Genomic DNA, 17,321 nt, shown 5'->3' with positions numbered 1-17,321 from the left:
CCCCTCGTCAGGGCCTTCGCGGGCCGGGCGTCCCGTCAGTCGTGCCAGGCGCCCAGTTCGTCGAGGGCGGCCTGCAGCGGCTCGAAGACGCCGGGGGTGGCGGCCACCGTCAGGTCGCCGTCGGCGGGCCGCCCCGGGCGGCCGCCGGTCAGCGCGCCCGCCTCCCGGGCGATGAGGTCGCCCGCGGCCAGGTCCCAGGGGTGCAGCCCGCGCTCGTAGTAGCCGTCCAGCCGGCCGGCCGCCACATCGCAGAGGTCGACGGCCGCCGAGCCGCTGCGCCGGATGTCCCGGAGCCTCGGGATCAGCTGCTGGGCGATGTCCGCCTGGTGGGCACGGACGTGGGCGACGTAGTTGAAGCCGGTCGAGACGAGGGCCTGGTCGAGCGGCGGTGCGGGCCGGCAGCGCAGGGCTTCGCCGTTCGCGAACGCACCGCCGCCGAGGACCGCCCGGTAGGTCTCCCGGCGCATCGGGGCCTCGACGACGCCGACGACCCGCTCGCCGTCGCGCTCGGCGGCGATGGAGACCGCCCAGGTGGGCAGACCGTAGAGGTAGTTCACCGTGCCGTCGAGCGGGTCGATGACCCAGCGGATTCCGGTGCTGCCCGGGGAGCTGGCCCCCTCCTCGCCGAGGAAGCCGTCGTCGGGGCGGAAGTCGGAGAGGTAGCCGGTGATCAGCTTCTCGGCGGCGATGTCCATCTCGGTGACCACGTCGATGGGGCTGGACTTGGTCGCCGCCACCCCCAGGTCGGCCGGGCGGCCGTCGCGCAGCAGGGCTCCGGCGCGGCGGGCGGCCTCCAGAGCAAGGTCGAGCAGTTCGGACAGGGCGGGGTCGGTCACGGGTGCTCCCAGGGGACTCGACGGGGACTTCAGGCTCTACACGTACGGGCTGTCGGCGCCCGCGGCGGCCGGCTTCGGGGCCCTGGCGGGACAGCAGCCGACCGGACAGAGGTCGTGGGAGGGGCCGAGGGAGCCCAGGGCACAGGGCCGCACCGGCAGCCCCCGCTCACGCGCGGCGCGCTCCAGGAGCAGGTCCCGTACGGCGGCGGCGAAGCGCGGGTCGTCTCCGACCGTGGCGGACCGGCGGACCGGCAGACCGATCTCGGCGGCCTTCGCGGTGGCCTCGGTGTCGAGGTCGTACAGGACCTCCATGTGGTCCGACACGAAGCCGATGGGTGCCATCACGACCGCCGGGACGCCCTCGTCGTGGAGGGTCTCCAGGTGGTCGCAGATGTCTGGTTCCAGCCAGGGGATGTGCGGGGCGCCGCTGCGGGACTGGTAGACGAGCCGCCAGGGGTGCTCGACGCCGGTCTCCTCGCGCACCGCCTCGATGATCAGCCGGGCCACGTCGAGGTGCTCGGCGACATACGCGCCGCCCTCGCCGTGCGCCTCGGCCGGGCCGGATGCGTCGGCGGCGGAGGTCGGGATGGAGTGGGTGGTGAACGCGATGTGCGCGCCCGCCCGCACGTCCTCGGGGAGGCCGGCGAGCGAGGCGAGGACGCCGTCCGCCATGGGCGTCACGAAACCGGGGTGGTTGAAGTAGTGCCGCAGCTTGTCGACCCGGGGCACGGGCAGTCCCTCGGCCGCCAGCGTGGCAAGCGACTCGGCGAGGTTCTCGCGGTACTGACGGCAGCCGGAGTAGGAGGCGTAGGCGCTGGTGGCGAGGACGGCGATCCGGCGGTGTCCGTCGGCGGTCATCTCGCGCAGGACGTCAGTCAGATACGGCGCCCAGTTGCGGTTGCCCCAGTAGACCGGGAGATCCAGGCCGTGGTCGGCGAAATCCTTGCGCAGCGCGCCGAGCAGGGCGCGGTTCTGTGCGTTGATCGGGCTGACCCCGCCGAAGAGGAAGTAGTGCTTGCCGACCTCCTTGAGGCGTTCCTCGGGGATGCCGCGGCCGCGGGTCACGTTCGCCAGGAACGGGACCACGTCGTCCGGGCCCTCCGGGCCGCCGAAGGAGAGCAGCAGCAGGGCGTCGTAGGGAGCGGGATCGCGCAGATCAGACATGACATCGATCCTGCCACCCGCCTCCGGCAGGGCGGCAACCGACATCCGATGCCCCGTCGGGAAGGACCGGGAAGGACCGGGAAGGCCGAGATCTCCGGGGTTCCGCGCACCTGTGCCGCTCCCCCGGGCCGCCCCGGAATCCGGTGTCCGGCACATCCGCCCGGCCGTAAGCTGTATCGGCCAGCTATACGCCTGACAGGCACGACCGGAGTACCCCTTGCCCAGCCCCTACCGCGCCATTTTCTCCGCCCCCGGTACCAAGGGGTTCTCCGCCGCAGGCTTCTTCGGCCGGATGCCGTTGTCCATGATGGGCATCGGTGTCGTGACGATGATCTCCCAGCTCACCGGCCGCTACGGGCTGGCCGGGGCGCTCTCCGCGACGCTGGCGATGTCGGCGGCGGTCTGTGGCCCTCAGGTCTCCCGGCTGGTCGACCGCCACGGGCAGCGCCGGGTGCTGCGCCCGGTCACGCTGGTCGCCGTGGCGGCGGTGGCGGGTCTGCTGATCTGCGCCCAGCAGGGGGCGCCGGAGTGGACGCTGTTCGTCTTCGCGGTGGGCGCGGGCTGTGTGCCGAGCGTGGGGTCGATGGTCCGGTCCCGCTGGGCGGCGATCTACCGGGGTTCCAGCCGGGATCTGCACACCGCCTACGCGTGGGAGTCGATCGTCGACGAGGTGTGCTTCATCTTCGGCCCGGTCATCTCCATCGGTCTGTCCACCGCCTGGTTCCCGGAGGCGGGGCCGCTGATCGCCGCCGCCTTCCTGCTGGTCGGCGTGTTCTGGCTGACCGCGCAGCGTGCGACCGAGCCGGTGCCTCACCCCGAGTCGCGGCACACCGGGGGCTCGGCGCTGCGCTCGCGGGGACTCCAGGTGCTGGTGGCCACCTTCGTGGCGACGGGCGCGATCTTCGGGGGCGTGGACGTGGTGACCGTGGCCTTCGCCGAGGAGCGCGGCCACAAGGCCGCGGCCTCCCTGGTGCTGGCCGTCTACGCGCTCGGCTCGTGTCTCGCGGGGGCCGTGTTCGGGCTGCTGCACCTCAAGGGGAACCCCTCGACCAGGTGGCTGGTGGGTGTCTGCGCGATGGCCGTGAGTATGATCCCCCTCCAACTGGCCGGGAACCTTCCGTTGCTGGCCGTGGCGCTCTTTGTCGCGGGCCTCGCCGTCGCACCGACGATGGTCACCACGATGGCCCTCGTCGAAGCGCACGTACCGCGCACCAAGCTGACCGAGGGTATGACCTGGACCAGTACCGGGCTCGCGGTCGGAGTGGCGCTCGGCTCCTCGGCCGCCGGCTGGGTGGTCGACGCCGCCGGGGCGAAGGCGGGGTACGCGGTGCCCGCCGTGGCGGGAGTGCTCGCGGCGGCGGTGGCGTTCCTGGGATATCGCCGGCTGGCCGGGCCGGCTGCGACGGGAGGGCGCGGGGAAGATGACCGACACCTACGCACGGACGACGACGAGCGCGTGGCGTAACTGGGCGGGTACCGTCACCGCCCGGCCTGTCCGCAGCGAGTCCCCCGCGTCCGTGGACGAACTCGCGGACGTACTGCGCCGGGCGGGCGCGGAGGGTCTGAAGGTGAAGCCGGTCGGCGCGGGCCACTCCTTCACGGCCGCGGCCGCCACGGACGGGGTGCTGATACGCCCGGACCTGCTCACCGGGATCCGGGACATCGACCGCACGGCGATGACCGTGACGGTGGAGGCGGGCACTCCGCTCAAGCGGCTCAACACCGCACTCGCCCGCGAGGGTCTGTCGCTCACCAACATGGGCGACATCATGGAGCAGACGATCGCCGGGGCGACCTCCACGGGCACGCACGGCACGGGCCGCGACTCGGCGTCGATAGCGGCGCAGATCCGCGCGCTGGAGCTGGTCACCGCCGACGGCACGGTGCTGCGCTGCTCGGCCGGGGAGAACCCGGATGTCTTCGCCGCGGCCAGGGTCGGGATCGGCGCCCTCGGGGTGATCACCGCCGTCACCCTCGCCGTGGAGCCGATCTTCCTGCTGACGGCCCGTGAGGAGCCGATGACCTTCGACCGGGTCACCGCGGACTTCGATGCCCTGGTCGCAGAGAACGAGCACTTCGAGTTCTACTGGTTCCCGCACACCGGGAACTGCAACACCAAGCGCAACAACCGCAGCGCGGGTCCGGCCGCCCCGCCCGGAAAGGTGAGCAGCTGGGTCGACGACGAACTGCTGTCCAACGGGGTCTTCCAGGTCGCCTGTTCGCTCGGCCGCGCGGTCCCGGCGACGATCCCCTCGATCGCCAAGCTCTCCAGCCGGGCCCTGTCGGCGCGTACGTACACCGACATCCCCTACAAGGTGTTCACCAGCCCGCGCCGGGTGCGGTTCGTGGAGATGGAGTACGCCGTTCCGCGCGAGCAGGCCGTAACGGCGCTGCGGGAGCTGAAGGCCATGGTCGAGCGGTCACCGCTGAAGATCAGCTTCCCGGTCGAGGTGCGCACCGCACCGGCCGACGACATGGCCCTGTCGACCGCCTCGGGCCGGGACAGCGCGTACATCGCCGTCCACCTCTACAGGGGCACGCCCCACCGCTCGTACTTCACGGCGGTCGAGCGGATCATGACCGCGCACGCCGGCCGGCCGCACTGGGGCAAGATCCACACCCGGGACGCGGCCTACCTGGCGGAGGTCTACCCGCGCTTCGGCGAGTTCACCGCACTGCGCGACCGGCTGGACCCGGACCGCCTGTTCGGCAACGACTACCTGCGGCGCGTGCTCGGCGACTGAGTTCCGTCGGCGTCCGATACGCCGTCGGCCCCGGCCCCCGCTCGGTTGCGAGGGGGCCGGGGCCGACGCGTGTCCCGCGATCCGCCAGTACGTCGGTCACTCGGTATCGGCGCCGGGCGGGGCCTGCTCCCCCTGCCCGGGGGCGATGCCCGTGCCGGTCGAGGGCGTGCCGGTTCCGGCGTCGCCGGGGGTCGAGGGGCTGGGCGGCGTCGGGTCGGGCGTGGTCTCGCCGCCGTCGCCGGAGGGCGCCGGGGTGGGGGTGGGCCCGGTGGTCGGGTTCTCACCGCCCGTGCCCGTACCGGCGCCCGGGCTCTCGCCGCTGCCGTCGCCGCCGTCCGTGGCGGGGTCCGAACCGGTGCCGCTGCCGGGGGTCGGCTGCTGGTCGTCCTCTCCCCCGTCCTCTCCCCCGTCCTGACCGGTGTCCCCGGAGGGTGCGGGGTCGGCGGGTCCGGAGTCCCGGTCACCGCCGCCGCGTACGACGGAGCTGAGCGTGGTGCCCTGACCGCCGCTCAGGTCGTTGCCCGAGATCATCTCGAAGGCGGTGATCCCGGCCATGGAGACGGCGAAGACCGCGGCGGCCGCGAGCGCGGGCCGCTTCCAGCCGCGCATCCGGGTGCCGTGGGTGACACCGTCGCTGAACGCGTCGTCGGCACCGGCCGGGCCCGCTCCGGCCCGCGGGAGCATCTGCGTACGGTCACCGGCTCCGGCCTGGGGACTTCCGGCCGGCGGGACGCGGAGCATCCGGGTCCGCGCGTCGCCGAGGTCCAGGAGCTGCGTCCGGTCGGTGTCGACGGGCGTCAGCAGCCGCGCGCTCTCCGCGTCCGGGATCACTTCCGGCACCGCCCCCGGGTCGACCGTGGGCAGCACCGTGGTGGCGTCGTCCGTCGGCTCCGGCCCCGGCTCCGGCTCCGCCCGCTGAGCGGCTGCTCTGTGCCCCGCCGGCGTCGTCTCCTTGGTGTGCACCGTCACCTGGCGGCCCTCCGGGTGGGTCACCTGGACCGTCACCTCGCGGATCTGCTCGCCGGTGCGGCGGAAGAGGTGCTGGAAGACCGAGCCGCCACAGGTGGCGACGACGCTCATCACGCCCGCGCCGGCGATCGTGCCGTACACGCCCAACTGCGATGCCAGCACCGCTGCCGCGACGGCCGCCACGGCACTCCCGGCGACCTGCGGGAGACTCAGATCTATGCGCCTTCCCTTGGGTTCTGTGTCACTTTCCGGCTTCTGAACCATTACCAGCCCCTGCTTGACATCTCTCCCACCATGCAACAAGAAGGGACATTTGAGCGAAGTGGATAGTTCCGCTTCCGTCGATTGTGTGAAGCACGACACGCATCAGGGGCATTTCATGGAGAACTGGGTATCTCAACTCCCGCGCCCCACGAGAACTTCGGCGGCGCGCCGGTCCACCCCGGTGGCCCGAATGGAGTACTGTGACGAGCCCTGGGGCGGACTCCGACGTGGGAATCCGCAGCCACGGGAGGGGGCCGACGGCGGCACTCGAACCGGTGGCGCCAAAGCATCACACGGGTGCTTGCTGCACAGAGCGGCCAAATCGGTCACTTTGGTTCGCAATGGGTAACCGTGTCATGGTGGTGCACCAGGACGAGCGCCCGACACGCCGGGCAACTTGGCAAGGTTGTGGCAGGCTGCACCCGGGCAGGTCACACTCGACTAGCGGAAGCAGCGACGCACGTGACGTCGGCAGGCACCACCCGGGAGGTTCCCATGCCCGAACTGCGTGTCGTGGCCGTCTCCAACGACGGCACACGACTGGTGCTCAAGGCTGCGGACAGCACGGAGTACACGCTTCCGATCGATGAGCGGCTGCGCGCCGCCGTGCGCAACGACCGCGCCCGGCTCGGCCAGATCGAGATCGAGGTGGAGAGCCACCTCCGGCCCCGCGACATCCAGGCCCGGATACGGGCCGGTGCCTCCGCGGAGGAGGTCGCCCAGTTCGCGGGCATCCCCGTCGACCGTGTACGCCGCTTCGAGGGCCCCGTGCTCGCGGAACGCGCCTTCATGGCCGAGCGGGCCCGGAAGACACCTGTGCGCCGTCCCGGCGAGAACACCGGCCCCCAGCTCGGCGAGGCGGTGCAGGAGCGTCTCCTGCTGCGCGGCGCCGACAAGGAAACCGTCCAGTGGGACTCGTGGCGCCGCGACGACGGCACCTGGGAAGTCCTGCTCGTCTACCGGGTCGCGGGCGAACCGCACTCGGCGAGCTGGACGTACGACCCGCCCAGGCGGCTGGTCCAGGCCATGGACGACGAGGCGCGCTCGCTGATCGGCGAGACCGACGATGTCGCCGCGCCCGAGCCCAGCTTCCCGTTCGTGCCCCGGATCGCCCGGCTGCCGCGCGACCGGCCGCTGGACCGGGCCCTCGACCGGCAGATCGAGCGGCCTGCCCCTGCCGCCGCCGAGCCCGAGGAGTACGTGAGCAGTGCCTCGGCCGGTGAGCGCGACTCGCTGACCAGCCTGCTGGAGGCGGTGCCGAGCTTCCGCGGTGACATGGTCGTCCCCGAGCGGCCCACGCAGCCCGAGCCGCCCGCGCTCGAACCGGCGGAGGAGGCGGGGGCGGACGAGCCGCCCGCCGCCGCTTCGGCGGGTGCGGGATCCGCGTACGCCGATGTGCTGATGCCCCGGGCGGTGGCCGGCCACCGCGACCGGCTGACCGGGACGACGGACCGTCAGGCCGAGGCGGACGGAGTCCGGCCGGGCCGCCGGGCCGCCGTGCCGAGCTGGGACGAGATCGTCTTCGGCACCCGGCGCAAGAAGCAGGACTGACCGGGAATGACGACCGGTGGGAGCGGGGTCCGTACGCGGTCGCGTACGGACCCCGCTCCCTTACCGTTCGCCCGCCGCGCGGCGGGACTACTGGGGCTCGGGCCCCGTGGCGACCGGCCGGGAGGGGTCCGAGGACCACTCGGACCAGGAGCCGGGGTACAGGACGCCGCGGAAGCCGGCGATCTCCAGGGCCAGCACCTCGTGCGCGCCGGAGACCCCGGACCCGCAGTAGACGCCCACGCCTTCGGCGCTTCCCTCCGCCCCCAGTCCGGCGAACCGGGCGGCGAGCCGCTCGGCGGGGAGGTAGCGCCCATACTCGTCGACGTTCTGCGCGGTCGGCGCGGAGACGGCCCCGGGGATGTGACCGCCGACGCGGTCGATCGGCTCCACGTCGCCCCGGTAGCGCTCCGCCGCGCGCGCGTCCAGCAGCAGACCCGACCGGGCGAAGGCCGCCGCACTTTCCGCGTCCAGCGTGGGCAGGGCCCCGGGTTTCGGCCGGAAATCGCCCTCGGGGGGGTGTGGGATCTCGGTGGAGAGGTCGCCCGTCCAGGAGGCGAGGCCGCCGTCCAGGACCCGAACGTCCCTGTGTCCCGTCCAGCGCAGCAGCCACCAGGCCCGCGCCGCGGCCCAGCCCTGACCGCCGTCGTACACCACGACGGGGGTGTCCTGGCCGACCCCGGCCCGGCGCATCGCCGCCCCGAAGGCCTCCGGATCCGGGAGGGGGTGGCGGCCGCCGTCGCCCGCCGGACCGGCCAACTCCGTATCGAGGTCGACGAAGACCGCGCCGGGCAGATGCCCGGCCTCGTAGTCGGGGCGACCGTCGGGGCCGCCGAGCTGCCAGCGGACGTCCAGGAGCACCGGCGGGCGCGGTCCGGCCGACTCGCTCGCGCATTCGGATGCGGTGATGATGGGCTTCATGGGTGCCATCCTCGCGCAGAGGCCCTGGCACCCGTAACGGCATCGGAAGGGACGGCCGACGGGATCCGGTCGTCCCTCGTCGAGAACCCGGACGACGCGGCGCGGCCGGTGCGCTTCCCGCGCCGGGGGGTGCAAGCATCTGCACGGGGCACGCGGACCGCTTCCCGACCCGGGACGGCGTCCCTGTCCCGTTCCCCCGCACGGCCACCACAACGGTCCGAGGAGACAAGACGATGACCGAGGCTCCCGCCCGGTGTACGCCCGGAACACCTTGCTGGGTGAGTCTGATCGTGCACGGCCTGACCACGACCCAGGAGTTCTACGGAGCCCTGTTCGACTGGGAGTTCCGGCCGGGCCCCCAACAGCTGGGCCCCTACGTCCGCGGACTGCTGCACGGCAAGGAGGTCGCGGGCATCGGCCAGCTGCCGCCCGACCGGCCGCTCCCGATCGCCTGGACCACCTACCTCGCCACGGACGACGCCGACGCCACGGCGGAGACCATCCGCTCCTGCGGCGGGACGGTCGCGGTCGGCCCGCTGGACGCGGGCGAGGCCGGGCGGCTCGCCATCGCCTCGGACCCGAGCGGGGCGGTCTTCGGCATCTGGCAGGGCTCGGAGCACATCGGCACGATGACGGCGGGCGTGCCCGGCACCCCCGTCTGGAACGAGCTGGTGACCCGGGAGACCTCGATGGTCGCGAAGTTCTACCAGACGGTCTTCGGCTACGAGACGGAGGCGGTCGTCTCGGCCGACTTCGACTACCAGACCCTCCTTCTGGACGACGTCCCGGTGGCGGCCCTGCACGGGGTCGGCCACGCGCTGCCACGCGACCGGGGGCCGCACTGGATGACGTACTTCGAGGTCGCCGACACCGACCGGGCCACGGCCCGGGTGGTGGAGCTGGGCGGCCGCGTCCTGCAGCCGCCGCGCGAGGGGTCGAGCGGCCGGCTGGCGACGGTCGCGGATCCGGAGGGGGCCGTGTTCACGGTCATCAGGTCCGCCGGGAGCGGCTCCACTGACAGCCCTTAGAGCCTGCCGGTTGGCCTTCGACCGGAAAGCGGAAGCGGTCTGTTGCGTGCGATTCCGAGGCGCCGAGAGGTCCTCGTAGCGGAGCTACCAGGGCATCTCGGCAACGCCGGAAGCGTGCGTGCCAGGGCGTGGCCGCCCGGTCGGAGGTCACCCGACAGGCTCTGAGGCGTACAGGGAGCCTCAGGCGTCGGAGGCGACCGGCAGCACGTCCGGGGAGAGGCTGCCCGCGCGGGCGGATCCCGCGGTCGTGCGGCGGCGGTGGTGCCGGCGGCACCCCGGTTCACACGGGACGGTCCTCGAAACGGTGCACGACGATCCAGTAGTCGTCGTCCTCCTCGGTGAGGGCGCACAGCCGTCGGCCGTCCGGGGACATCGCGATGACCATGGAGCCGGCCCCGGGTACGAGGGCGGCGGAGAGCGCGGTGTGCGAGGTGCGCCGCACCCGGACCCAGTCGCGATCGGCCCCCCGGACCAGGAAGCAGCCCTCGTCATCGATGACGGCAGCGGTCCGCGCCTGCTCCAGCCACAGCCGGTCGGCCTCCACCAGCGCCTCCGGCGCCGAGCGCGCCACGGTGGCCCGCGGGGCCACCTCGACATTGACGAGGGCCTTGAAGGCCCGCGCGTACGAGGGCAGCCCTTCGGCGACGCCCTGCGCCACGACCTCCAGCCCGGCCTTCGCCAGCAGCGGCGCCGGCGCGCTCCCGCTCTGTTCGTCTGCCACCCTCAGCCTCCGTTCTCGTAGAGCAGGTGATGGTCGCCGCCTTCTTTGTCGATCTTGGCGTAGCGTTCCATCTCCTTGTAGCCCTCGACATGCTTGAGACTGATGTCGTCGGTGACCTTCCACGTGGCCCACAGGCCGTCGACGTCAGGGTCCACCCCGGCCAGCTACGTACTCGCCGCACAACGCCGAGAACGCGCTCGCGTCCGCAGCGCGAAGGGCATCCGCTGGGGCGGCAACCAGCCCTCGCGGCGTGATCAAGAACCCTTGCAGCCTTCCCGGCTAGAGGCGGCGTGCCGCAACAACCGCTGAACTGGCTGTCGTCGCAAGTACTTCGGTGGCGTCCAGGGCTGGATGAGTGAGGTAGAACAGGCGGAGCTCATCCACTTCGCCGCCGAAACGAGGCGGCCAATGGGGCGATGGGGTGAAGTCGTCCAGGATGAGAAGGCCACCTGGAGCAAGCAGCTCGACGACCCCCTCGGGGTCGTCACGCTTGCCTCCGCCGTCGCAGAAGAAGACGTCGAAAGGGGCATGCTGCTCAAGCAGCCTCCAGTCCCCGGTGAGGACGCTGACACGGTCGTCGTCCCCGAAGATGCAGGCCGCTCGACGGGCCAGCTCCTCATCACGCTCCACTGTGACCAGGCGGGCACCGGCACCCAGGCCACTGTGCAGCCAGGCGGTGCCCACGCCCGAGCCGGTGCCGCTCTCCGCAATGACCCCGTGAGGCTTCGCCGCAGCGGCCAGGCCGAGCAGCCTGCCTATTTCCGGGATGCAACTCTTCTTGAATCCCGCCTCGACAGCGACACGCTCCGCGGCTACCACGCGGGGCGGAACCGCACGTTCTGCCATGATCACGAATCCCCCTTCACCGTGAGCATGACGCTATCCGCCAGCAGTGGCGTCCGTACGGAGTTCCGCCTGTCCGGCACCGGCGAACCTTCCCGGTCACAGCACTTGATCGCCGACCAGGACGGCCCGAACCCGCACGTCAACCCCCGAAGGACTTCCAGTGCCGGCCGCCAAGAGACGCACCAGGTTTCGAACGGTTCCCGCAATGCCGTTGGCCGGCCTCTGCGGCGGGGAAGACCTGCCATCGGACAGCGGACTGTCCGGGCCGCTACGCCCCGGCGGTCAGGCGTGGTTGACCGGGAGGACGTCCGGGGAGAGGGCGCCCGCGTGGGCCGCGGTCGCGGTCGTGCGGCGGCGGTGGTGCCGGCGGCAGAGCACCTCGTAACCGACCTCGCCCGCCTGCCGGTTGACGTCGCCGACGACGACCTGGGCGCCCTCGACGACCATCTCGCCGTCCACCGTACGGGCGTTGTGCGTGGCGCGGGCGCCGCACCAGCAGAGCGCCTCGACCTGGAGGGCCTCTATCCGGTCGGCCAGCTCGATCAGCCGCTGGGAGCCGGGGAACAGCTTGGTGCGGAAGTCCGTGGTGATGCCGAAGGCGAAGACGTCGAGCCCCAGGTCATCGACGACACGGGCCAGTTGGTCGATCTGCTCGGGGGCGAGGAACTGCGCCTCGTCCACGATCACGTAGTCGACCCGGCCGCCCCGGCTGACCCGGCCCACGATGTGCGCGTACAGGTCCATGCCCTCCTCGGCCTCGACGGCGTCCGTCACCAGGCCGAGCCGGGAGGAGAGCTTGCCCTCCCCCGCGCGGTCGTCCCGGGTGAAGATCACGCCCTGGAGCCCGCGTGCCGAGCGGTTGTGACCGATCTGCAGGGCCAGCGTGCTCTTTCCGCAGTCCATGGTTCCGGAGAAGAACACCAGCTCGGGCATGAGGGGTCGAGCGCCTTTCTGAGGGGGGGTGGGCACGGCGGGAGGGGTTACGAGCGTACTTCGAGGAGCGGGACGAGCTGTTCCACGGGAGTCAGGGAGCCGTGCACGCCGACCATCGCCGACTCGTGGGGCTCGTTGACGGAGGCCGTAATGATCACGTCGTCGTGGGCGGCGGCGACCACGTCGCCGATCCGTCCGTACACCCGCTCGTCGACCGTCGGCCCGAACCAGCCGGCCGCGATGGCCTCGTCCCGGCTCGCGATCCAGAACTGCTCGCCGAGCACCTCGCGCCAGACGGCCAGGACGTCGGCCTGTGCGCCCGGCACCGCGTAGACGTGGCGGGCGCGGCCTTCGCCGCCGAGGAGGGCGACGCCGGCGCGCAGCTCCCAGTCCTCGTCGAAGTCGATCCGGGACTGCTCGTCGAACGGGATGTCGATCATGCCGTGGTCGGCGGTGATGTAGAGCGCCGAGCGCGGCGGGAGCTGCTCGGCGAGGCGTCGGGCGAGCCCGTCGACGTACATCAGCTGGCCGCGCCAGGCGTCGGAGTCGGTGCCGAAGCGGTGGCCCTTGCCGTCGACCTCGCTGTAGTACGTGTAGACGAGCGAGCGGTCGCCGGCGGCCAGGCGCTGGGCGGCGACGTCCATCCGGTCCTCGCCGGAGAGCCGGCCGAGGAAGGAGCCGCCGCTGAGCGCGACCTTGGTGAGGGGGGTCTGCTCGAACGTCGGTGCGGAGACCTGCGCGGTGTGCACACCCGCGGCGTCGGCGAGCTGGAAGACCGTGGGGTAGGGCTGCCAGACCTTCGGCGGCGTCCAGGGCCTCCAGCGGAGCTGGTTCATCAGCTCGCCGGTCTCCGGGTTGCGCGCGGTGTATCCGGGCAGGCCGTGCTCGCCGGGCGGCAGCCCCGTGCCGACCGAGGCGAGCGAGGTCGCGGTGGTGGCGGGGAACCCCGCGGTGAGCGGGCGGCCGGTGCCGCCGCGTGAGGTTGGCAGGAGGGAGTGCAGGAACGGGGCCTCGTCCGGGTGGGCCTTGATCTGCTCCCAGCCGAGGCCGTCGATCAGGAAGACGCAGTTGCGGTCGGCCGGGGTCAGCTCGGGGATCGCGGCGGTGAACCCCGGCACCTGCTGTCCGGCGACGAGGGTCGGCAGCAGGTCGGCGAGCGAGCCGCTGCCGTACTCGGGCACGGGCGCGGTGTCGAGGGGCAGCGGGACGGGATCCTGCCAGGCGGGCTGGGCCATCAGCGGCCGGTCGCCGCGGTGGCGGCCGTGGCCTCGGAGAGCGACTGCGCGAAGGCGAGGGTCTGGCGCACGGCGTCGGGGCCGTCACCGGCCTCGCTGACCCGCAGGCTCAGATCGTCGGCGGTGGAGCTGCCGGTGTAACCGTGGTCGGCCTCGCAGTTGGCGTCGCCGCAGGCGGCGGGCTCCAGGTCAATCCGGGAGACCGCGCCCCAGCCGATGGTCAGGACGACCTCGCGGGGCAGGGTGCCCGGGACGTACTTCTCCGGGTTGGCCACCACCCGGCTGACCACGACGGAGGAGATCCGCTCCAGCTTCACCGACTCGGTGGAGGTGGTGGCGTACGGCGTCGGGGAGCTGGTGTCGGCGGCCTGCTCGTCTGTGTGGCTGACGATGAACCGGTGCTCGGTCAGGACGAGGACCGTCACATGGCGGCGCACCTCGTTGGAGTCGAACGTGGTCTCCTGATGCACCAGGTACGAAGCGACCGGTTCCCCGCCGACGGCGGCCTCCACCGCCTCGGCCACGAGGGCCGGGTAGTAGCCGCTGCGCTCGATCGCCGCGCGCAGCCCCTGGGTCGTCGTACCGGTCTTTGCCATGAGCACCATCCTACGGCGGACCGGTGACTGCCGGGGACGCCCCGGTGGGCCTCAGTAGTTCGGAAGGCGGCGGGGGCCGAGGTCGCTCCGGGCGGGTGGCGGGGCGAGCCGGACGCTCGCACCGAGCACGGTCAGTCCGTGCGGGGCGACGACGACCGGTTCGAGGGCGACGGAGACCACCTCGGGGTGGTCGTCGACCAGCCGGGACAGCCTCAGCAGCAGCTCTTCGAGCGCGGCGGTGTCGACCGGGGCCGCACCCCGCCAGCCGAACAGCACCGGGGCCGCCCTGATGGACCGGATCAGCTCGGCGGCGTCGCGGTCGGTGGCGGGGACCAGCCGGTGCGCGGTGTCACCGAGCAGTTCGGAGGGCGCGCCGGCGAGGCCGAAGGAGAGGACGGCCCCGGCGGCCGCGTCGATGGAGGCCCGCACGACGGTGTCGACGCCCCGCGGGGCCATCGCCTGGACGACGGGGAGCAGTTCGGCGGGCTTGCCGAGGAGGTCGGTGAGGTCTCCGTACGCCCGGCGCAGCGCCTCCTCGTCGGCGAGGTCGAGGCGGACCCCGCCGAGGTCGGCGCGGTGGCGCAGGTGGGGCGCGGTGGTCTTGAGGGCGACGGGGTAGCCGAGCCGGTCCGCCGCGGCGACGGCCGCCTCCGGGTCCGGGGCGGGCAGGGTGGGGCGGACGGCGACGCCGTAGCGGCCGAGCAGCTCGCGGGCCTCGTCGTGGGTGAGCGGGCGCCCGCGCGGGTCGGGGGCGGTGGTGAGCTGTGCCTCGATCAGGGCGGCGGCCCCGGGCTCGTCGATGGTGTCGTCGAGGAACTCGGGGATCTTGCCGGGCACGGCCGCCTGGCGCCGCCACTGGGCGTACTTCACGGCCTCGGCGAGGGCCCGTACGGCGCGTTCGGCTGCGGGGTAGGCGGGAATGCGGCCGGGGCCGGTGGTTTCCGCCCCCGGGTCGGTGGCGACCTGCGGGCCCTTGCCCGTGGCCGGGTCGGTGGCGACCCGCGGGCCCTTGCCCGTGGCCGGGTCGGTGCCCGTGGCCGGGCCCGTCGTGGCTGTGGTGGCGGCCCGCGCCTGGGCGGCGGGCGTCACCGTGCGGGGGCGGGGCGCGGCGGTGCTGCTCGCGGCGGCCAGCGCCTCGGCGAGGCCGCCGATCTCGACGTGGACGACGGCCACCGGCTTGGCCGAGCCCCCGGCCACGGCCTTGTGCAGGGCGGCGGCGAGCACCTCGCCGTCGCCGGTCTCGGCCTCCCCGTTCTCCCCCACCCACGGGATGGCGGTGACGATCACCGCGTCGCAGGTACCGTCCGCCAGCGCCTCGGCCAGCGCGTCCCGGAAGTCCTGCGGGGAGGCGGCCGTGGTGAGGTCGATCGGCGGGCGCGGGCGCAGCCCCTCGGCGAGGCAGGCATCGTACGTCAGGAGACCGAGGGACTCCGAGTTGCCGAGGATGGCGACCCGCGGGCCGGCCGGGAGCGGCTGGCCCGCCAGCAGGAGCCCGGCGTCGACCATCTCGGTCACGGTGTCGACCCGGATGACGCCGGCCTGGCGCATCAGCGCGGAGACCGTGGCATCGGGGATGCGGCTGACCGGGACCGCGTGGCCGGGCGGGGTGGAGCCGCTGTGCCGGGCGCCCTTCACCACGACGACGGGCTTCACGGCGGCGGTGCGGCGGGCGAGGCGGGTGAACTTGCGGGGGTTGCCGAGCGATTCGAGGTAGAGGAGGGCGACGTCGGTGTCCGGGTCCTCGAAGGAGTACTGGAGGAAGTCGTTGCCGGAGACATCGGCCCGGTTGCCCGCCGAGATGAAGGAGGACAGCCCCGCGCCGCGCCGGTGGAGGCCGGAGAGCAGGGCGATGCCGATCGCGCCGGACTGGGTGAACAGGCCGATCCGGCCGCGGGCGGGCGACTCCGGGGCGAGCGAGGCGTTCAGCCGGACGGACTCGGCGGTGTTGATGATGCCGAAGGCGTTCGGGCCGATGATCCGCATGCCGTACGAGCGGGCCTGGCGGACCAGCTCGCGCTGGAGTTCGCGGCCCTCGGCGCCCCGCTCGGCGTATCCGGCGGAGAGGACGACCAGACCCTGGACTCCGTGCTCGCCGCAGTCGGCGACGGCCTCGGGGACCCGGTGGGCGGGGACGGCGATGACCGCGAGGTCGACCTGTTCGTCGATCTCGCCGAGTGTGCGGTGGGCGGGGACCCCGTCGAGGGTGGTGAGGTCCCCGTCGAAGGCGCGGTTCACCGCGTACGTACGGCCGGTGTAGCCGGAGGCGAGGAGGTTGCGCAGGACCGTGCGGCCCACCCCGCCGGGAGTGCGGCCGGTGCCGATGACCGCGACGGAGCCGGGGGCCAGCAGCCGCTGCACCGAGCGGGCCTCGGCGCGCTGTTCACGGCCGCGCTGGACGGCGAGGGACTTCTCGGTGGGTTCGAGGTCGAGGGTGAGGTGGACGGAGCCGTCCTCGAAGCTGCGGCGCTGGGTGTAGCCGCCGTCCCGGAACACCTTGATCATTTTGTTGTTGGCGGGGAGCACCTCGGCCGCGAAGCGCCGGATGCCGCGCTCGCGGGCGACCGCGGCGATGTGTTCGAGGAGCGCCGACGCGACGCCGCGGCCCTGGTGGGCGTCCTGGACGAGGAAGGCGACCTCGGCCTCGTCGGCGGGCGCGGAGGCGGGGCGGCCCTGGTCGTTGATGCGGTCGTAGCGGACGGTTCCGATGAACTCGCCGCCGATCGTGACCGCCAGTCCCACCCGGTCGACGTAGTCGTGATGGGTGAAGCGGTGCACGTCCCGGTCGGATAGCCGCGGATACGGGGCGAAGAACCGGTAGTACTTCGACTCGTCGGACACCTGCTCGTAGAAGCTGACCAGTCGCTCGGCGTCGTCCGTGGTGATCGGTCTGATGCGCGCGGTGCCACCGTCGCGGAGCACCACGTCCGCTTCCCAGTGGTCGGGGTACGCGTGATGCGGACTCTGCTCCGGCGTGGGCTCCATGGGCAAAGCCTACGGCGGCGACACCGGTCGCGGAGGGGATCGGCGCCGGGGGCGGTCCGAGGAGGCCCGGACCGGGGCATCCGGAGCACGGGGCCGGACGGGAGGCCGGGCACAGCACCACGCACTGCATGAGAGACTGGTCTAGACAACCGTTGATATGTGAAGGGCAGAACCATGGCTGAGCGCCGCGTAAACGTCGGTTGGGCCGAGGGCCTGCACGCCCGCCCCGCTTCCATCTTCGTCCGGGCCGCCACGGCTTCCGGCGTCCCCGTGACGATCGCCAAAGCCGACGGCAACCCGGTGAACGCCGCCTCCATGCTCGCCGTGCTCGGGCTGGGCGCGCAGGGCGGCGAGGAGATCGTGCTCGCGTCCGACGCGGACGACGCCGAAGCCGCTCTGGACCGGCTGGCGAAGCTGGTCGCCGAGGGCCTGGAAGAGCTTCCCGAGACCGTCTGACCCGAGCGGATCCGGCCCGGCCGGATGCGCCAGGCGCGAGAGCCGTGACCCTTTCGAGGATCACGGCTTTTTCGCTTT

The 17,321-nt window shown here is 72.9% G+C and carries 16 protein-coding genes and 2 pseudogenes; 6 read left to right on the top strand and 12 right to left on the bottom strand.

Features of this window, described 5'->3' with window-relative positions; translation table 11 throughout:
• Positions 1-35: 35 nt before the first annotated feature.
• Positions 36-836 carry an inositol monophosphatase family protein gene (locus IG90_RS0103520; RefSeq protein ID WP_030577289.1) on the bottom strand — a complete coding sequence of 267 codons (801 nt, stop codon included), beginning with the start codon at positions 834-836 and terminating at the stop codon, positions 36-38.
• 36 nt (positions 837-872) lie between these two features.
• Positions 873-2,000 carry a ferrochelatase gene (locus IG90_RS0103515; protein ID WP_030577286.1) on the bottom strand — a complete coding sequence of 376 codons (1,128 nt, stop codon included), beginning with the start codon at positions 1,998-2,000 and terminating at the stop codon, positions 873-875.
• A gap of 217 nt (positions 2,001-2,217) precedes the next feature.
• On the opposite strand from IG90_RS0103515, the gene IG90_RS0103510 reads away from it, so the two are divergent.
• Both IG90_RS0103510 and IG90_RS0103505 read left to right on the top strand, forming a co-directional pair.
• Positions 2,218-3,465, top strand: coding sequence for an MFS transporter (locus IG90_RS0103510; RefSeq protein ID WP_030577282.1), 1,248 nt, complete (start codon positions 2,218-2,220; stop codon positions 3,463-3,465).
• Entirely contained in the window at positions 3,422-4,744 is a 1,323-nt protein-coding gene (locus IG90_RS0103505; protein WP_030577278.1) for a D-arabinono-1,4-lactone oxidase, read from the top strand. The genes IG90_RS0103510 and IG90_RS0103505 overlap by 44 nt, the downstream gene beginning before the upstream one ends.
• 96 nt (positions 4,745-4,840) lie before the next feature.
• Here IG90_RS0103505 and IG90_RS0103500 read toward each other — a convergent pair whose 3' ends face one another.
• On the bottom strand, positions 4,841-5,896 hold the full coding sequence (locus IG90_RS0103500; RefSeq protein ID WP_030577275.1) for a hypothetical protein: 1,056 nt from the start codon (positions 5,894-5,896) through the stop codon (positions 4,841-4,843).
• 576 nt (positions 5,897-6,472) lie between these two features.
• Between IG90_RS0103500 and sepH the strand changes: the two genes are divergently transcribed.
• On the top strand, positions 6,473-7,528 hold the full coding sequence (gene sepH, locus IG90_RS0103495) for a septation protein SepH (protein WP_030577271.1): 1,056 nt from the start codon (positions 6,473-6,475) through the stop codon (positions 7,526-7,528).
• Between the two features lie 87 nt (positions 7,529-7,615).
• Here sepH and IG90_RS0103490 read toward each other — a convergent pair whose 3' ends face one another.
• Positions 7,616-8,446 (bottom strand): sulfurtransferase, encoded by an 831-nt coding sequence (locus tag IG90_RS0103490; RefSeq protein WP_030577269.1) that lies wholly within the window; start codon positions 8,444-8,446, stop codon positions 7,616-7,618.
• 233 nt (positions 8,447-8,679) lie between these two features.
• Between IG90_RS0103490 and IG90_RS0103485 the strand changes: the two genes are divergently transcribed.
• Positions 8,680-9,474, top strand: a complete 795-nt coding sequence (locus tag IG90_RS0103485; RefSeq protein WP_030577266.1) for a VOC family protein — start codon at positions 8,680-8,682, stop codon at positions 9,472-9,474.
• A gap of 180 nt (positions 9,475-9,654) precedes the next feature.
• On the opposite strand, the pseudogene IG90_RS45495 reads toward IG90_RS0103485, so the two are convergent.
• The 3 genes and pseudogenes from IG90_RS45495 to IG90_RS44200 form a co-directional block, all read right to left on the bottom strand.
• Positions 9,655-9,756, bottom strand: a pseudogene (locus IG90_RS45495) (thymidine kinase); the annotation flags it as partial.
• Positions 9,755-10,195 carry a hypothetical protein gene (locus tag IG90_RS44665; RefSeq protein WP_030577263.1) on the bottom strand — a complete coding sequence of 147 codons (441 nt, stop codon included), beginning with the start codon at positions 10,193-10,195 and terminating at the stop codon, positions 9,755-9,757. The gene IG90_RS44665 and the pseudogene IG90_RS45495, both read right to left, overlap by 2 nt.
• Before the next feature lie 2 nt (positions 10,196-10,197).
• On the bottom strand, positions 10,198-10,350 hold the full coding sequence (locus IG90_RS44200; protein WP_157846337.1) for a hypothetical protein: 153 nt from the start codon (positions 10,348-10,350) through the stop codon (positions 10,198-10,200).
• 13 nt (positions 10,351-10,363) lie between these two features.
• Here IG90_RS44200 and IG90_RS47015 point away from each other — a divergent pair.
• Positions 10,364-10,429, top strand: a pseudogene (locus tag IG90_RS47015) (integrase); the annotation flags it as partial.
• A gap of 45 nt (positions 10,430-10,474) precedes the next feature.
• Here IG90_RS47015 and IG90_RS0103470 read toward each other — a convergent pair.
• The 5 genes from IG90_RS0103470 to IG90_RS0103450 all read right to left on the bottom strand — a co-directional run bounded on the left by IG90_RS0103470 (position 10,475) and on the right by IG90_RS0103450 (position 16,787).
• Positions 10,475-11,047 carry an O-methyltransferase gene (locus IG90_RS0103470; RefSeq protein WP_033893627.1) on the bottom strand — a complete coding sequence of 191 codons (573 nt, stop codon included), beginning with the start codon at positions 11,045-11,047 and terminating at the stop codon, positions 10,475-10,477.
• A 276-nt stretch (positions 11,048-11,323) separates the two neighbouring features.
• Positions 11,324-11,974, bottom strand: a complete 651-nt coding sequence (locus IG90_RS0103465; RefSeq protein WP_030577256.1) for a thymidine kinase — start codon at positions 11,972-11,974, stop codon at positions 11,324-11,326.
• 47 nt (positions 11,975-12,021) lie between these two features.
• The gene (locus tag IG90_RS0103460; protein WP_030577253.1) at positions 12,022-13,209 is read right to left on the bottom strand and encodes an alkaline phosphatase family protein; all 1,188 of its coding nucleotides are present in this window, start codon (positions 13,207-13,209) and stop codon (positions 12,022-12,024) included.
• Complete coding sequence (locus tag IG90_RS0103455) at positions 13,209-13,805, bottom strand: DUF5998 family protein (protein ID WP_030577251.1); 597 nt, start codon at positions 13,803-13,805, stop codon at positions 13,209-13,211. Before IG90_RS0103455 ends, IG90_RS0103460 begins: the two co-directional genes overlap by 1 nt.
• Positions 13,806-13,856: 51 nt before the next feature.
• The gene (locus IG90_RS0103450; protein WP_030577249.1) at positions 13,857-16,787 is read right to left on the bottom strand and encodes a bifunctional acetate--CoA ligase family protein/GNAT family N-acetyltransferase; all 2,931 of its coding nucleotides are present in this window, start codon (positions 16,785-16,787) and stop codon (positions 13,857-13,859) included.
• 174 nt (positions 16,788-16,961) lie between these two features.
• On the opposite strand from IG90_RS0103450, the gene IG90_RS0103445 reads away from it, so the two are divergent.
• Positions 16,962-17,243: an HPr family phosphocarrier protein gene (locus tag IG90_RS0103445; protein WP_007449776.1), complete on the top strand. Its 282-nt coding sequence runs from the start codon at positions 16,962-16,964 to the stop codon at positions 17,241-17,243.
• Positions 17,244-17,321: the final 78 nt, after the last annotated feature.

Origin of the sequence: Streptomyces anulatus (assembly GCF_000721175.1) — a bacterium.
GTDB classification, from domain to species: domain Bacteria; phylum Actinomycetota; class Actinomycetes; order Streptomycetales; family Streptomycetaceae; genus Streptomyces; species Streptomyces anulatus_C.
This window is presented reverse-complemented; position numbering and strand designations above follow the sequence as displayed.

What these genes read in the sequence shown, in the direction of transcription:
- IG90_RS0103490 (WP_030577269.1), bottom strand. Translation starts at nt 8,446, where the DNA reads ATGAAGCCCATCATCACCGCATCCGAATGCGCGAGCGAGTCGGCCGGA.
- IG90_RS0103515 (WP_030577286.1), bottom strand. Translation starts at nt 2,000, where the DNA reads ATGTCTGATCTGCGCGATCCCGCTCCCTACGACGCCCTGCTGCTGCTC.
- IG90_RS0103455 (WP_030577251.1), bottom strand. Translation starts at nt 13,805, where the DNA reads ATGGCAAAGACCGGTACGACGACCCAGGGGCTGCGCGCGGCGATCGAG.
- sepH (WP_030577271.1), top strand. Translation starts at nt 6,473, where the DNA reads ATGCCCGAACTGCGTGTCGTGGCCGTCTCCAACGACGGCACACGACTG.
- IG90_RS0103460 (WP_030577253.1), bottom strand. Translation starts at nt 13,209, where the DNA reads ATGGCCCAGCCCGCCTGGCAGGATCCCGTCCCGCTGCCCCTCGACACC.
- IG90_RS0103450 (WP_030577249.1), bottom strand. Translation starts at nt 16,787, where the DNA reads ATGGAGCCCACGCCGGAGCAGAGTCCGCATCACGCGTACCCCGACCAC.
- IG90_RS0103505 (WP_030577278.1), top strand. Translation starts at nt 3,422, where the DNA reads ATGACCGACACCTACGCACGGACGACGACGAGCGCGTGGCGTAACTGG.
- IG90_RS0103485 (WP_030577266.1), top strand. Translation starts at nt 8,680, where the DNA reads ATGACCGAGGCTCCCGCCCGGTGTACGCCCGGAACACCTTGCTGGGTG.
- IG90_RS0103445 (WP_007449776.1), top strand. Translation starts at nt 16,962, where the DNA reads ATGGCTGAGCGCCGCGTAAACGTCGGTTGGGCCGAGGGCCTGCACGCC.
- IG90_RS0103465 (WP_030577256.1), bottom strand. Translation starts at nt 11,974, where the DNA reads ATGCCCGAGCTGGTGTTCTTCTCCGGAACCATGGACTGCGGAAAGAGC.